Source organism: Nocardioides sp. NPDC087217 (genome assembly GCF_044744805.1).
Taxonomy (GTDB): domain Bacteria; phylum Actinomycetota; class Actinomycetes; order Propionibacteriales; family Nocardioidaceae; genus Nocardioides.
This window is the reverse complement of record NZ_JBIUZB010000003.1, coordinates 742,396-757,795: the sequence shown is the minus strand read 5'-3', so window position 1 is coordinate 757,795 and position 15,400 is coordinate 742,396. Positions and strand designations below refer to the sequence as shown.

At 64.2% G+C, this 15,400-nt stretch carries 12 protein-coding genes; all 12 read left to right on the top strand.

Annotation, left to right across the window (positions count from 1 at the left end):
* Positions 1–3 precede the first annotated feature (3 nt).
* Complete coding sequence (locus tag ACIO3S_RS17910) at positions 4–267, top strand: hypothetical protein (protein WP_400466333.1); 264 nt, start codon at positions 4–6, stop codon at positions 265–267.
* On the top strand, positions 264–1,244 hold the full coding sequence (locus ACIO3S_RS17905) for a bifunctional DNA primase/polymerase (RefSeq protein WP_400466330.1): 981 nt from the start codon (positions 264–266) through the stop codon (positions 1,242–1,244). Before ACIO3S_RS17910 ends, ACIO3S_RS17905 begins: the two co-directional genes overlap by 4 nt.
* Positions 1,244–2,941, top strand: coding sequence for a DNA cytosine methyltransferase (locus ACIO3S_RS17900; RefSeq protein ID WP_400466327.1), 1,698 nt, complete (start codon positions 1,244–1,246; stop codon positions 2,939–2,941). The genes ACIO3S_RS17905 and ACIO3S_RS17900 overlap by 1 nt, the downstream gene beginning before the upstream one ends.
* A gap of 39 nt (positions 2,942–2,980) precedes the next feature.
* Positions 2,981–4,711, top strand: coding sequence for a hypothetical protein (locus ACIO3S_RS17895; protein ID WP_400466324.1), 1,731 nt, complete (start codon positions 2,981–2,983; stop codon positions 4,709–4,711).
* Between the two features lie 250 nt (positions 4,712–4,961).
* The gene (locus ACIO3S_RS17890) at positions 4,962–5,168 is read left to right on the top strand and encodes a helix-turn-helix transcriptional regulator (protein WP_400466321.1); all 207 of its coding nucleotides are present in this window, start codon (positions 4,962–4,964) and stop codon (positions 5,166–5,168) included.
* Complete coding sequence (locus ACIO3S_RS17885) at positions 5,165–6,571, top strand: tyrosine-type recombinase/integrase (protein WP_400466318.1); 1,407 nt, start codon at positions 5,165–5,167, stop codon at positions 6,569–6,571. The genes ACIO3S_RS17890 and ACIO3S_RS17885 overlap by 4 nt, the downstream gene beginning before the upstream one ends.
* 453 nt (positions 6,572–7,024) lie before the next feature.
* Entirely contained in the window at positions 7,025–9,382 is a 2,358-nt protein-coding gene (locus ACIO3S_RS17880; protein ID WP_400466315.1) for an MrcB family domain-containing protein, read from the top strand.
* Complete coding sequence (locus ACIO3S_RS17875) at positions 9,354–10,577, top strand: hypothetical protein (protein ID WP_400466312.1); 1,224 nt, start codon at positions 9,354–9,356, stop codon at positions 10,575–10,577. Before ACIO3S_RS17880 ends, ACIO3S_RS17875 begins: the two co-directional genes overlap by 29 nt.
* A 65-nt stretch (positions 10,578–10,642) precedes the next feature.
* Positions 10,643–10,948, top strand: a complete 306-nt coding sequence (locus ACIO3S_RS17870; RefSeq protein ID WP_400466309.1) for a hypothetical protein — start codon at positions 10,643–10,645, stop codon at positions 10,946–10,948.
* 35 nt (positions 10,949–10,983) lie between these two features.
* A complete protein-coding gene (locus ACIO3S_RS17865; RefSeq protein WP_400466306.1) occupies positions 10,984–11,439 on the top strand; it encodes a hypothetical protein in 456 nt (151 codons plus the stop codon).
* A 313-nt stretch (positions 11,440–11,752) separates the two neighbouring features.
* Positions 11,753–13,468 (top strand): ATP-binding protein, encoded by a 1,716-nt coding sequence (locus tag ACIO3S_RS17860; RefSeq protein WP_400466303.1) that lies wholly within the window; start codon positions 11,753–11,755, stop codon positions 13,466–13,468.
* 716 nt (positions 13,469–14,184) lie between these two features.
* Positions 14,185–15,072, top strand: coding sequence for a hypothetical protein (locus ACIO3S_RS17855; RefSeq protein ID WP_400466300.1), 888 nt, complete (start codon positions 14,185–14,187; stop codon positions 15,070–15,072).
* Positions 15,073–15,400: the final 328 nt, after the last annotated feature.

Here is a 15,400-nt window from a genome sequence, read left to right as displayed (position 1 = left end):
CTGATGCCCGGCTACCACCGCGAGGTCGAGGGGATCGTGATCAACCCCGCCGACACCTTCACCCTCACCGACGACACCGACGGCGACCCGGCCCTGAGCATCGAGAACAGCATCTGGGCCGACGAGCCGCGGATGCTGCTCCACTTCGCCGGCGACGGCCACGACACCCAACACCAGGTCGCCGAGCTCGTCGCGGTGCTCCACCAGCTTGCTGACGAGATGAAACAACGCCACCGCGCCGCCCAGACCCGAGAGGCGAACCGATGACCACCACCGACATGCTCACTGGAGCCCTCGCCGCCGCCGCCCGTGGCTGGCACGTCTTCCCGCTGCTGCCCAGCACCAAGCGCCCCGCACGGCCCAACCACCGCGAGCGCGACTGCACCGGCACCGACCCACGCTGCCGGGCAGGTCACACCGGCTGGGACGCCCGCGCCACCACCGATCAGACCCGGATCCGGCGCGCCTGGTCCAGCAACAACCCCAGCTACGGGATCGGGATCGCCTGCGGCCCCTCCGGCCTGGTCGTGGTCGACCTCGACACCCACAAGCCCGGCACCGAGATCCCCGAGCCATGGAACCGGTTCGGGATCCGGACCGGCGAGGATGTCCTCGACCACCTCGCCGGCGCCCGCGGCGGCACCATCACCCCGACCTACACCGTGCGTACACCGTCGGGCGGTACCCACCTCTACTACACCGCCCCCGAGGGTGTCCGGTACGGCAACACGGCTGGGACGATCGGCTGGCTGGTCGACACCCGCGCTCACGGCGGCTACGTCGTCGCCCCTCCCACCACGATCGGTTCCAGCTCGTACGTGGTGACCGATGACCGACCGGCCGCGCCGCTGCCGCTGTTCCTGCTCGACCTCCTCAAGCCCCAGCGCCACACCACCAGCGCGGCCGCTCCCAAACGGTTCGACGCCCGTACCGACCGCGTGCCGGCCTACGTCGCCTCGGCGATCAAGGGCGAGGTCGCCAAGGTCACCAGCGCCGGGGCGAAGCAGCACAACCACCGGCTGCTCTGCGCTGCGATCGCCCTCGGGCAGCTCGTGGCCGGAGGCGTGCTCGACGAGCGCACTGCCTACGACGCACTCACCGACGCCGCGCGCGTGCTCATGGCCCGCGGCTGCGACTGCACCCCTATCGAGGTCGACCGGACTATCCGCTCCGGATTCCACATCGGATCCCGCAACCCCCGCACGCCCGGCACCACCCGTGACAACTCGAGGAAGGCCGCCTGATGACCCTGACCGCTGTCGACTACTTCTGTGGCATGGGTGGCTCCTCGACGGGGCTGACTGAGGCCGGGTTCGAGGTCAAGGTTGCCGCCAACCACTGGGACCGGGCGATCGAGACCCACTCCGCGAACCATCCCGACACCGAGCACCTGTGCGCCGACATCCAACAGGTCGACGTCCGCTATCTGCCCAAGGCCGACCTGCTGTGGGCCTCCCCGATCTGCACCGAGCTGTCCCAGGCCGGCGGCCGGAAGAAGCCCCGCGACCATGACCAGCCCGGCCTGTGGGAGGAGCACGGCCACGTGCCCGCCGAGGCGTTCGAACGCACGAGGGTGACGTTCTGGGAGGTGCTGCGCTACGCCGAGGTCCACGACCCCGACGTGGTCCTGGTCGAGAACGTGGTCGAGGCCGCCGACTGGCACCTGATCACCACCTGGCTCCACGGCTGGGCCACCCTCGGCTGCCGGGTCCAGCTCGTGTGCGTCTCGGCCGCCCACGTCGGCGGCGAGGACAACGACCCCGCCGGCCAGTGGCGCGACCGGATCTACTTCGCCATCACCAAGGAGTCCATCCCGGCCCTCGACCTCGAACCCCGCCCGCTGGCCTGGTGTGAGAAGTGCGGCACCGACGTGCCCGCCCAGCAGTGGTGGAAGCCGAAGACCAAGCGGATCAACGGCATGCCGGTGGGCAAGTACGGGCCGCAGTACATCTACGTCTGCCCCGAAGGCGACCACGGCCAGGTCGAGCCCTACGTCGCCCCCGCCGCCTCGGTCATCGACTGGACCGACTTTGGCGTCCGCATCGGCGACCGCGCCGAGCATGGGCTGCGCGACCTCGGCCCCAAGACCATGGCCCGCATCCGGCTCGGTCTCCAGACGATTGCCGACCCGGTTCTGATCGGTGCAGGCGGGAACACCTGGGATGCCGCGTCCGGTGCGAAGAACTCCTACCTGCGGGCCTGGCCGCTGCTGGAGTCCCCGACCCCGGCTCAGGTCACCGCGATCCAGAACGGGATCGCGATGAGTGAGGAGATGCGCAAGTTCGTCTTCAACGTCAACCACGGCGGCCCCGCCGACGGCTCCGGCGGGCGTTGGTTCGACCCCGAGACCCGTCCGATGCCGACCAACACCATCAAGCGCGGCGAGGGCCTGGTGATGACCGAGCCGTTCGTCTCGATGCTGCGCAACCACGGCCGCAACCACCCCGTCACCAGCGGTCCGGTGCCCACGTTCAGCGCCGGTGGATTCCACCATGGCCTGACCATTCCGCCGGGTGCGTTCGTCTCGGCGCACCACGGCGGGTACGCCACCGCCGATCCGTCGATGAACAAGCCGGTCACCGAGCCCCTGCGGACCCAGACCGCCCAGCTCAACAAGAGCTTGGTGATCCCCTACAGGAAGGGAGCCACGCCCTACCCGGCCACCGCCGACGCGCTCTCCACCCTGGCCACCCGTGAGCAGCATGCGCTGCTCCAGGCCGCGATCGAGGTCGAGGACTGCTACTTCCGGATGCTCAAGCCCCGCGAGGCCGCCAACGCCCAACGCTTCCCCCGCGACTACGTCATCACCGGCAACCAGGGCGAACAGCAGATGCAGGCGGGCAACGCCGTCGCGGTCAACGTCGCCGCCTGGCTCGGCCGCCGCGCCGGTGACGCCCTCGGCTGGGGCACCACCCGCCGCACCCGCCCGATCGCCGCCTGAACACGACCACCACGACCACGAGATCGAGAGGTCAACCTCATGACTGAGAACGCCACCGACACCGCACCTGGTCGAGGCTCGCGCGCTCCGCTGCACGCGGTGCCCGGCGACGGCCGCCGGCCGATCAAGGTGGGCAACGACCCCGAGAGCATCCGCGCCCTGACCCAGGCGCTCGACCAGCGGCTGCTGCAGGACACCTACGTCCATGACGGCGACCCGATCGTGCTCCAGACGATCTCCGGGGCCGCCGAGATGGTCGCCGGCGACGAGGACGCCCCCGCACCCATGCGCCCGACCGTGCTCCGGCCAGCGCTGCTGGCGCACCTGCTGGCCGAGCAGGCCGAGGTCTTCCGCACCCGCCACCCCAAGGACGGACCCGCCTACGACGAGGAGATCACCCCACCGCGCCACGTCCTCGAGTCCGTGCTGTCCCGCTCGATCTGGCCCGGCCTGCCGGTGCTCCACAAGGTCATCACCACCCCCGTCCTGCGTCCCGACGGCACCCTGCTCCAGACCCCTGGGTATGACGAGGCCACCGGCTACTACCTCGCCGGAAGGGTCACCACCGATCCCATCCCGGAGCACCCCACCGCGGAGCAGGTCGCCGAGGCACGGGCGTTCCTGCTGGGCACGTTCCTGCGGGACTTCCCGTGGCGTACGCCATCGGACAAGGCCAACTACCTGGCCATGCTGGCCACGCCGATCCTGCAGCCGTTTACCCGCGCGCTGTCGCCGTTCGGGGTCGTGGACGCCACCATGCCCGGCTCCGGCAAGACCATCCTCACCTCCTGCGTCGGACTCCTGGTTGGGCAGCGGGTGTTGACCTGGACCGATTCTGAGGAAGAGCTGCGCAAGTCCATCACGACCGTGCTCGCCGACCAGGCCGGTGTGATCGTGTTCGACAACCTCATCGAGGGCTGCGTCATCGACTCCGCCGTCCTGGCCCGCCTGGTCACCGAGCGGACCTGGACCGACCGCCGCCTCGGCACCAACGCCGCGAGCTCGTTCGCCAACGACCGGCTGTGGCTGGCCACGGGCAACAACCTGCGCACCGGTGGAGACATGGCTTCCCGTGCCGTGTGGGTGCGCCTCGATCCGGACTGTCCCCACCCTGAGGCCCGGACCGGGTTCTCCATCCCCAACCTCGACACCTGGATCCTCGACCCCGCGAACCAAGCCATCGTGCTGCGCCACCTCCTGATCCTCATCCTCGACTGGACCCGCGCCGGGGCGCCCAAGGCCAAGAACGTGCCCGCGATGCGGCAGTTCACCCGCTGGGCCCAATACCTCGGCGGGCTCCTCGAACACCACCAGGTGCCCGGATTCCTCGCCAACGCCGACGAGGCCCGCGACCTGGACGACGACTACGCCGAATGGCGCGCGTTCCTGCTGCGCTGGCACGACCTCTACGGCGACCAGCGCCGCAGCGCCGCCGAGCTGCGCTCCAGCGCAGAACCCGACCTCGGCATGCCCGACCGCTGGGAAGGCACCTTCCCCACCACCGCCGCCGGCCGCCTCCTCACTCCCAAGAGCCTCGGCCGCATCCTCACCGGCCAGATCGGCCGCTGGCGCGGCAACGTCGTCCTCCGCTCCGAGATCGACACCCACACCCGCGCCCGGACCTACTACATCGAACGCACCCCCGACCCCCAACAGCCCGAGGCGAAACCGGCTGGACCAAAGGGGGTGAACGCTCCCGAAGAGACCGGGCTCTTCCAGAACCCCCAAAACAAACCCGCAAACCCGCAAACCCGCCAAACACCACCCTGACCAGCCAAAACACTCTGCGGGTTTGAAAACGAGTTAACCAGCACTAACCCGCAAATCCAGCAGATTCGGCGGGTTTGCGGGTTTAGCCCCAGGCCGAAAAACACCAAACCCGCAACACATTTGCGCAGATCAGAGACCGATTTAGCGGGTTTGCGGCTTTAAACCGCCGATTCCCGCCCCCAGATCTCAGAGGGAGAGAACACCCCTCTGGTCCAGCCTTCAGCATCACCGCACAAGGGAGAACCGACACATGTCTCGGCACCGCTCACAGAGCACCGCTGCACACCTGACCGTCCGCGACTTCTGCAACGAACTCGGGATCACCCGGGCGACCTTCTACAACTGGCGCGCGAGGGGCGTCGGTCCGCGTTGCATCAAGCTGCCCGGCGGCGAGATCCGCGTACGCCGCATCGAACTCGACAACTGGCTGGCCAACTTGGAGGACGAAGCATCATGAGTACTAGCTACGACGTACGCATCTGGAACATCGAGACCCTCCTCGGCAAGCGCGGCACGACCTACCGCGTCCGCTGGGTCGTCGGAAGGAACGCTCCGATCCCCCGGACCTTCAGCACGAAGCGGCTCGCGGAGTCGTTCCGGTCCGACCTGATCTCGGCCGCCCGGAAGGGCGAGGCGTTCGACATAGAGACCGGGTTGCCCCAATCCATGATGCCCACGGCGACGAGCCCTGCGTGGCTGAAGTTCGCGATGGACTACATCGACGTGAAGTGGACCGACTTCGCTCCCAACCACCGGAAGAGCACGGCGGATGGACTGGTCACGATCACGCTCGCGATGGTGAAGGGCGAGGACGCACCGTCCGATGTGGCCCTGCTCCGAAAGGCGTTGCGGACGTGGGCGTTCAACTCACTCGCCCGCGCCAAGAGCCCTGAACCGCCGGCGGAGTACCGCGAGGTGATCACCTGGATCACCAAGCGAAGTCGAACAGTGGATGAACTCAATGACACTGCGACTACGCGCCAGGTGCTTAAGGCGACCTCGCTCAAGCTCGACGGCAGTCCGGCGTCCGCCAAGACGGCTAACCGGAAACGCGCTGCGTTCTCAAGCGCGATCGGCTACGCACTGGAGTTGGGCCTGCTGGAGTCCAACCCGCTCCACCGGGTCAAGGTGAAGCGCGCTGCTGTCGCCGAGGAACTCGATACGCGAGTGGTCCTCAATCATCGGCAAGCGAAGCGGCTCCTTGCGGCCGTTCGTGCCTCAGATCCGGAGTTCGAGGCATTCTTCGGATGCATCTACTACTCCGCAATGCGGCCCGCTGAGGTGCGCAACCTCAACGAGCTCGACCTCACCCTGCCGGCGAAAGGATGGGGCGAAGCCCGTCTCGCGGGTTCCTACCAAGACCCAGGCAAAGACTGGACTGACGACGGAGAGCTCGGCGAGGAACGCGGCCTAAAGCATCGCGCCCGCAACGCCACCCGGACGGTTCCCCTCCCTCCTCCGCTGGTGATGTTGCTTCGACGGCATTTGAATGAGTTCGGGACCGGCCAGGATGGACGGCTATTCGTCGTGCGCTCAGGCAAGTGGGGCCATGCGCTGCCCGCGTCGCTGTCGCGCCCGGTGCCGCTCTCCGCCGTCGGCCGCGTGTTGAAGAGCGCCAGAGCAGCGGCATTTACTGAGGAAGAGCAGAACTCCCCGCTGGCTCGCCGGGCCTACGACCTGCGACACGCAGCTGTCTCGACCTGGCTCGCCGCTGGTACGCCTCCACCCCTTGTGGCGAAGTGGGCCGGCCACAGCGTCCAGGTACTCCTGACCGTCTACGCGCACGCCGTTGACGGACAAGAACATGTCGCGCGAGAGAGGATCGAGCAGGCCTTGTCCGATGACGACCTTGCTGTGTAGTGCCTGTGTACTTAGCGATGAGTGGCCGCTCGGCTCTACTCCCGGGCCGTTAGTGCAGGGACGCTGCCTCCTAGCACTCCTCAGCGAACAGCAACTCGTTCATCCTCTTGCGGATCCGCTCGGTCCTGCGGTCATCGGAGAGCCGCCGGCACTGAGGAGGATGAATGTCAGCGTCGTCCCTATCTAGTGCGGAGGAACGGTCCCGGTGAGGCTGGACTGTCACCTGTCGACAAGGTTCGGACTCGCGATGTAGCAGCGGCCGTGCTGGCCGAGATGGAGCGAAGTCTCAAGGCGCACGGCTAGCGGAGGCTCGATCAGATCATGTGACTCGGAATTGAGCACACGCCCCTGTGCGCCGGCAGGTCTTATTCACCACAACCCATGCGACGGACCCAAAGGTTTGGCAGGGTGTCTTGAGGTACTGCTCCGATCCGATCGCAACCAGGAGGCCCCGTGTCCGACCCTCTCGAGGGGTTCTCTGAACGCCGCCCGCTGGTTCGCCCCGAACTCCGAGATGTACCGGATGAGTCAGGTGTCCACGTGGTCTGGGATGCCGATGGCGAGCCGCTCTATGTGGGCTATAGCGGTCGAACCCGAGAGAGGCTTCGCGACCACCTGGTACGTGGGCGCGAAGCCTCCGTTCTGCATCAGAAGGTCGGCGTCGAACTCGACAACGACTTGGATCATTCGGCAACGGCCGCCGAGATCGAGGCGCGTCTGAATCGATGCTCCTTCCAGTTCAAGCTCAGCGATCGACCCCAGGCCCTGAAGGCACAGGTCATGGCCGCGCTCACGCCCCGCTTCAACGCGGTCGTCCCGACGCCGGAAGAGACAGGCGATCGCGCCGACGATCAGGGTGTCGGAAACCTCCTCAGGGAGGTGATGGCGGAGCTCGGTCGTCCACAACAAACCGCGGCCGCAGGTGCCACATATCGCCGCGCTGTCATCGATGCGTTGCCAGAGGCCCTTCGAGGATGGGTGCCGGCCGGCCACACGGTGAAAGGGAGCGTCGGCTACGGATCTCGGGCTGATGTTCCTTGGGTCTCAATCTTCCGCGAGGGCGACGACAGCACGGCTCAGGAGGGCGTGTACGTGGTGTACCTCTTCGCGGCTGACGGTTCGACGGTCTACCTCACGCTCGCCCAAGGGGTTTCGAGCATCAATGGTGGAACGACCGTGCTCGCGAAGCGCGCCCTGGACATACGGGATGCGATCGTGCCGCGAAGCGACTGGCTGGAACGGATCGATCTTCAGTCAGACAACAGTCTCCCGAAGAAGTACGAGGCATCCGCCGCGTACGCCGTCGCCTACAGGTCCGATGGCGTGCCGAGTTCGGACGTGCTAGCCCGCGACCTCACGGACATGCTGGACGCTCTTGGCAAAGCGGAGATCGCCGGACTGACCGATCTACCAGCCATAGAACCGGTCCACCTGGTCATGAAGTGGAACAAGGACATCCGTTCCGACACGATTGCTCAACACAAGAGCATCGCCGACACGCATGGTTCAGTGTGGTGGGGGAAGTTTGGTACCGCCGGAACGAACGCCATGGGCGCTGCTCGTCTTGAACTCATCCGAAAGCAGTTGAGCGCAGGCGTTGAGACGTGGTGTTTCCTGTATCGCAACGGGGAGTTGTGGCGGACTCGACTCGTTGCCATCACGCCGGACGCGGCGGACATCGACCCCTCCCTGCTGCCGGACTACTACACGGCGTCGGAGGCCATCTTGTTTCTCGAGGTCAAAGACTTCGAGGAGATCCACCCTCCGACCTGGGCGCTCTCTAACCTGCTGCTTGCGAGTGACCCCGACCCCTCGAAAACTCAAGGTGCGCTCAGTAACCAGACGAGCCCGGTTTTCGTGTACGTGCGAGGCGGAACGGAACTGAGTGAACGTCGGCCGCTTGAACCCGGCAGCGCGATCGAGGGCCAGGCGGACATGGCCGAGCCGCCCTCGATCCCCGTGCTCGACATGGATTGGCTGGTGCAGCAAACGCTGTGCGAGCGGGAATGGCTGGAAGAACTCGTAGCAACCCTCCAGCGGCGCCCTCAGGTGGTGTTGGCGGGACCACCGGGGACCAGCAAGACATGGATCGCTGAGGCGCTTGCTCGCTACTTGACCCAAGACGAGCCTTTGGCCCGCGGCTTGGTGCAGTTGCATGCCTCTTATGGCTACGAGGAGTTCATCGAGGGTCTGCGGCCGGAGCCCGCCGGGAGCGGCGGCATCCGCTTCGCCCGTGTGGATGGCGTCGTCCTCCGAATGGCGAGCCAGATCAAGGACGACGACCAGAAGCACGTTCTGGTGATGGACGAGATGAACCGCGCCAACCTGCCAAGGGTCTTCGGCGAGCTCATGTACCTCCTCGAGTACAGGGACAAGCCAGTGGACCTTCTGTACACCCAGGGCTTCACCCTGCCGAAGAACCTGCTCTTCATCGGCACTATGAACACCGCGGATCGGAGCATCCGCAGCATCGACCTCGCCCTCAGACGAAGGTTCGAGGTCTTCGAGTGCCCCCCGAGTCGGAAGATCCTGGAGTCTTTCTACGAGACAGCACAGTGCGAGGTACCGGACCTCCTCGAGGGCTTCGACAAGCTGAACGTGCGCCTGACCGAGTTGCTCGACCGCCATCACACGGTGGGCCACTCGTTCTTCATGGCAGATCCGTTGACCCCTCACCTGCTAAAGGCCGCCTGGACCCGCCAGCTCCAGCCGCTGTTCGAGGAATACTTCTTCGACGATCCGAGCGTTGCAGCTTCGTTGCAGATCGAGGAGTTCTGGCCGAGTGTCGCCTCTACCTCAGACGCTGACTGAATCGCGTCCTGCAATCGTCGCACTCGACGATGTCCAGGCCGCGTCGCTCCAAGCTCTGGGCAAACGCCTTGCGGGCAAATCCGACTGGTGGGGTGCGGCCAACACACCACGCCAAGGCGGGAGCGCGATCAGCGTCTCACCAAGTGGCGCACAAGGGCAGTGGACGCTCCGCGTCAACGACGCCATCGGCATTCTTAGCGTGGGCGGTCAAACGATGCCCGTGCTGCCCAAGATCCCTGAAAGCCACGCACTAGCACTTCTCGGCCTCGCCGGTGCCATCCCGCGAATGGACACACTCGCTGCGCAGGCAGCGACAGGCACCTCGCTCTTCGACCTCCTCTCACGCTGGCTCGTGCACACGGTGGAGAGAGTCCTGCAGCGAGATCTGATGAAGGGCTACCAAGTCCACCGCGAAGAACTGGCTCATGTTCGCGGTCGCATCAGCGTCAAGGAGACAACGCTGGCCGTCACGCTCGGACGAGCCCGAGTTACAAGTGAGTTCGACGAACTGGACCGCGACAACCCGTTGAACCGTGTACTGCTAGCTGCGCTACGGCTTGTTAGCGGGGCGCCGTTCGCTTCACCCGACGTGCGCGCCCACGCGCGACGAGCCAGTGCTCGATTCGATGGGGTGTCGGAACTCCGGCACGGCGACCTCCGCGTCACCGTGACGCCCAGGACTGCCTACTACGGCGACAGTCTGGCGATCGCGAAGGCCCTCTTAAGGGGTGCTGCGCGCAAACTCGACGCAGGTGGTGAGGTGGCCTGGGCCTTCCTTATCCGTACTCCTGAAGCCATCGAGGCCGGGATCCGCACTGTCCTCCAGAACGCGTTGGCCCCGTCGTTCGAGGTAGAGAAGCGAGGCCTGGCGCTGCTTCCCTCGACCAAGACACTGAACCCTGATCTGGTGTTTGGCGATGTCGCAGTAGGCGACGTGAAGTACAAGTTGCAGACCTCGGACTGGGACACGGGCGACCTCTATCAAGCGGTGGCTTTTGCCACCGGCTTCCATGTCTCGGAGGCAGCGATCCTGACGTTCTCCACGGGCCGGCCGGGGCACATGCCGCTGCAAGTAGGCGACGTGCGGCTGTCCAACTTCTGCTGGCCCGCAGACCCCTCGCTCGCACCGGAGGAAGCGGCCGAACGGCTTGTGACCGAAGTCCGCATATGGCTCGCCGAGTTCTGGCCGTCGTAGCGGCGTCATGTACCTACGCGAGCCACCGACCGTTACGCGACGAGCTCCCCGCTATGGTCGTGAGTATGGCTGGTGAAGCAGACCTTTACGACGCCCTTGAGCGGTTGATCTCTCAGGAGATCGAAGCGCTCCCGTCCTCGGGTGATCCCGACAACCTTTCTTCGTGGCCAGAGGGTGAGGCCGAGCGGATGGCTGTGCTGCGTGAGGACGAGGCGACGCTCGCCGCCCACCGCGAGCCAAGTCACGGCACCTCTGCCGCCTTGGACCCGGTGCGCTGCGCGGCGTGCGGTGCGCCACGTACTTGCCCCACGATGGCCGCCATGCGCGACCGCTATGCACTTTCGCCCGCTGAGTACAGGGGCGACCGCTAGACAGTCCGTTCGGGCCGACCTTCTCGCTTCGTCGTGTGAAAACAGGAAACCTGTGTCTGCGCGATCTCCTGCACAACGAGGTGGGCATCGCGGTTCTCGGCAATCTCGAATTGTTTCCTGCCGTCGCCATCCACGAGGCCCATCAGGACGGCGATCTGCACCTCGTGGCCACGCCGACCACCGCGTACTACAGCGACGGCATCGCCATCGCCAAGGCGCTGCTCAACGGTGTCGCCCAGAAGTTGGACGCTGGCGGCGAGGTTGCATGTGCCTTTCTGATTCGGACTCCCGAGGCCATGGAGGCCGGTGGCCGCGCACTCTTGGCGGATGCGCTGAGTCCAGATTTTACGGTCGCGAAGCGCGGCCTCACGCTGGTTCCCTCAAGGAAGACCTTGAACCCAGATCTGGTGTCGACGGCCTGGCGGTCGGCGACGTCAAGTACAAGCTGCAGTCTAAGGACTGGGATTCGGGCGACCTCTACCAGGCCGTGACCTCGCGACCGGCTTCCAACTGAGGGAGGCGGCAATCTTGACCTTTTCGACGGGTCATCCGCCACACTCCGTTCTGCATGTTGGCAGCCTTCGGTTATCAAACATTTGCTGGCCGGCTGACGCTGCACTGAGCCCACAGGACGCGGCTGATCAACTGGCGACGGCCGTGCGGCGTTGGCTCGACGAAGCCGTCACCTGATCAAGCCAGTCAACCTGAACTTCTGCCGCACAGTCTCACCGTTAACGGTCGTCGCCGCCGGATCTGACACTAGAGTGGCATCGACCGCATCTCCCGATCTGGCGAAGGTTCCGAGTGAATTCCTACACTTCTCATGTCTCCCAAGACTCCCTGCTGCGGCAGGCGGTCCTGAACACCAGCCAGTCGGTCGAGTTGCTGCGCGAAGCGGTGTCGAACAGCGTCGACGCCGACGCCAAGAACATCGATATTCAACTGACAAATGCCGGCGGCGAGATGTGGAACGTCGTTATTCAAGACGATGGCAACGGCATGGAAGACAAGCACATGAGAGCCTTCTTCAATGCTGGCGACTCGGTCAAGGACTTCCCGCAGACCTCGATCGGCGAGAAGGGACTGGGCTCGAAGACTTCGTTCGTGGCCAAGGAGATTCTCGTCGAGTCTCGGCGTCACACCAACCAGACCGTACTGCTTGTCGGGAAGATGTATGACCCGATGAGTGAACTGACAGCCGGCAAGATGCCTACGTACACCGTCGAGGAGGATCCGGGTGGTCATACGCCAGGCATTTCTTCTAAGGGCACGCGGATCACCCTGATGGGCGTGCATCTCACCAGTTTCAACGGGAAGAAGACCACCGACGGGAAGGACATTGCTGACCGGGTTCTGCATTACCTGCGAAGCATGTGCGCAACCGGAACCGTGAAGAACCGGCATGGACAGCATGCGCACGTGATGAGCACTGTCGCCAACGTCGGAGTCATACCGTGGGTGACGGTCGAGGTCGTGACCGCCGGCGGAACCGTGACGCTTGGTCCAGCGCCGGGGACTTTTCAGGTGCCGCCAGTCGACTTGATGCCGACTGGCGGCCCCGTAACCGAAGGCATCGCGCAGAACTCCAAGAAGTTTTGTGATGTCTACGATTTCTCCCGCAGTAAGACCATTAGCGTCCAGGGAAGTTCTCTAACAGTTCACTACGACGGAACGGTAATCATCGCCGGCGAACACGTGCGAGCGGAGATGCTTCAGTACGAACTCATGCAAGGTTGGACGCAGAAGTCTCAGATGGGCATCCACTTCTGCAAAGACTTCATCCCGCTGCGCAACGAAGCATCCCTGTCGCGGGAACTATTGGGAGGCGAGTACTACTTCGAGTATAAGGCCTTTCTAAACTGCCAGTCGTTCCAGCTGAACGCCGACCGGAATGTCATCACAAACGAAGAGTCAGACGAAGTAGCCTGGATCAAGGCGGATTTCTTGGCTTCGGTGTGGCCGAACATCCAGGCGCGCGCCAAGGCCTACAAGGACATGAAGGACGCCGAGGACGCGGCGATCGAAGCGGTGCGAAGAACCAAGCAGGCGGCTGACCTGAAGGCGGGCTACTCAACCAGTTCGAACGTGGCCGTGACCAAGCCCGGGGCTTCGTTGGCGTTCGTAAAACAGCCCCGGAAGGAAGCGGATGTGTCGCATCTGCTCGCTATGATGGTGCAGTCAGGCGACTGGAAAGCCGAACTGTCGCCCATCGAACGGTTCGGGCAGTACATCGACGCCTCAACAGATGTACTCGTGGAAGATGCGTCGGGGAAGGTTCTCCTCCTCGAGATCGAGTCCCAGCTCTTCAACCTGTTTCGGCACCGGCACCCGATGAACTCCTATGACCTCGTCGTCGTCTGGTCTCTTGGGGGGATGTCGTCAGGCACCAGCCATACTGCGCCGTGGGGGACGAACAGTTCGATGGTTCCCGTGGTACTCAATCAGAACGCTATGGGAGGCTGGGAACTGAAGTGGGGAACCCACACTAGGCGTGTCATCGTGCTCGAGGACATTCTCTAGCGGCCGTGCACCTGCATGTAATGCGTGCACGGCGTGATCCAACGACCACCCAGAACAGCCCCTGCGCACGGCGTTGGGTCCACAGTGGGCCCACTGCTCCGCCAAACGCACGCGGGCGCATGGTTGGATCGTCCGCCAACCCGAAACGAACTCTAACTCCGACGGGCATCAGCAGGCGGAGGCCGGGATCTATCGATCGAAGTCGAGGCCAGACACATCCGCCGCCCTGTACGTCCGAACGAGGTCGACGAACGAATCAAGTATCGGCGGGTCGAGTTCGTCGAGCGCAACCGGCTCGCCCAAGAGGGACTCGAGAACGTGACGGAGAGCCCGACGGGCGGCGCCCCGTACCTTCGGTGCCGCGACCTGGGACTTTAGATAAGTCCAAGTCTTCCTGACCGGAAGAACTTCGGTGTCTCTACACGCCGATCTCACCACCACGTCGTAAACGATCGGGCTATAGTTTCGTTCTAGCGGAGTGCCGGCTCACGGTCCTACCCAGACAGCAGCCCAAGGTCCCCTAAGGGCCAGAGCAGGGAAATGTGCGTATGCCTTTCTTTGGGACGCGACGCCGACGTCACGAGCGCGCGGTTATTGCTAACCTGGCCGAGATTCGAAGTGTGCTCGAGCGACAGGGCGAGTCACTCGCTTCGCTTCGAGCTCTTCAGAGGGAGCCGAAACGGCGACCTTTTCAGGCTGCTATTGCGCTCCTCGGCGTGTTCGTCGCGATCTACCTGATATGGTACGGATCCTCCGGGCTGTACGAACCAGACGGAGTTTCAACGAACTTCGGCGACATCGGCGTCGGGGTTGCCGTTGAAGATTCACGGAAACCTGGCGACTACCCATTCCCGGACGCAGAGGTTATCGGCGTTGGCGTGTACGCCGCACCCGAACTCGGGACGGTGGCAACGTCGACTGTCTACACGCTCTTTTTTCCGCGCCAGTTCGCCAATCGCTCCTTTGCCTTAATGCTTGAGGATTCCGCCACACTTAGCGGCGTTCGGAGCTCCGTAGCAACGAGGCAGACGCCCATTCGTTCGTGCAAGGAAACTGGAGGAGAGGGAGAGTACTCGTATTCGAAAGAACACAAATGCCAGGTCATCTACGGGATTGTTCCGGATCACCAGTCTGATGCGAATAAGCCATCCCCAACGTGCCACCCATACGAACACGAAATATTCGACTTCGATTCGAATGCAGCGATCATTGTAAGGGTGTCAGGAAGTGCTGATCTTGTCGAGCGACAGGACTGGGCACATTCTGTAGTGCAATTGCCAACCACAGTTGGAGTTGGACCGCCGTCTGTGATCGAAACCTGGAATGGAATGGACTTGCGGGAGCGCTTCGGAACGGCGTTGCAGACCGGTTGCAAAGTTGCCGCCACCCCTTCTCTCGCAACTGTCGGCGGTGTTTCCGACGCTCCAACCAGCTCAGACCAGTTCTTCCTTCGCTGGGAGGATAGTGACGCAGTTCAAAGCGTGTCGTTCGTTGCTACGAGTCGAAGTCGGGATCGCTTTGTCAACTTGTGGATTGCCCTGGGCGGACTCCTCGGCGGTATTGCCCTTAGCCGGCTCGGGGCGACGCTCTCAAAGAGGCATTAGCAAAGTTTGGCCATTCGCCCGCGCGACGAACCGTCAGGCGCGTCGTCCAAGTGTCAGGACAGATCAGACTCGCGCTCTGGACGCGGGGCAGACCCCCATCGGCCAGATCCCGAACCACCGTAAGAACCTGCTCATCAGGTCAGTTGGCGCTGGAGCGTCCCACGGGATTCTGGACTGACTTACTGCAAGGTCAGATGCATGGTGGCAGCGTGGAGTCCTCTGCCGGACTCGCCGTCATCATGAAAGACCAGGGCTCATGGAACAGACGGCCTTGTGTCGCCAACTACAACCGCTTGCCCCGTGCGCTCTGCATTCACGAGTTGCTGGC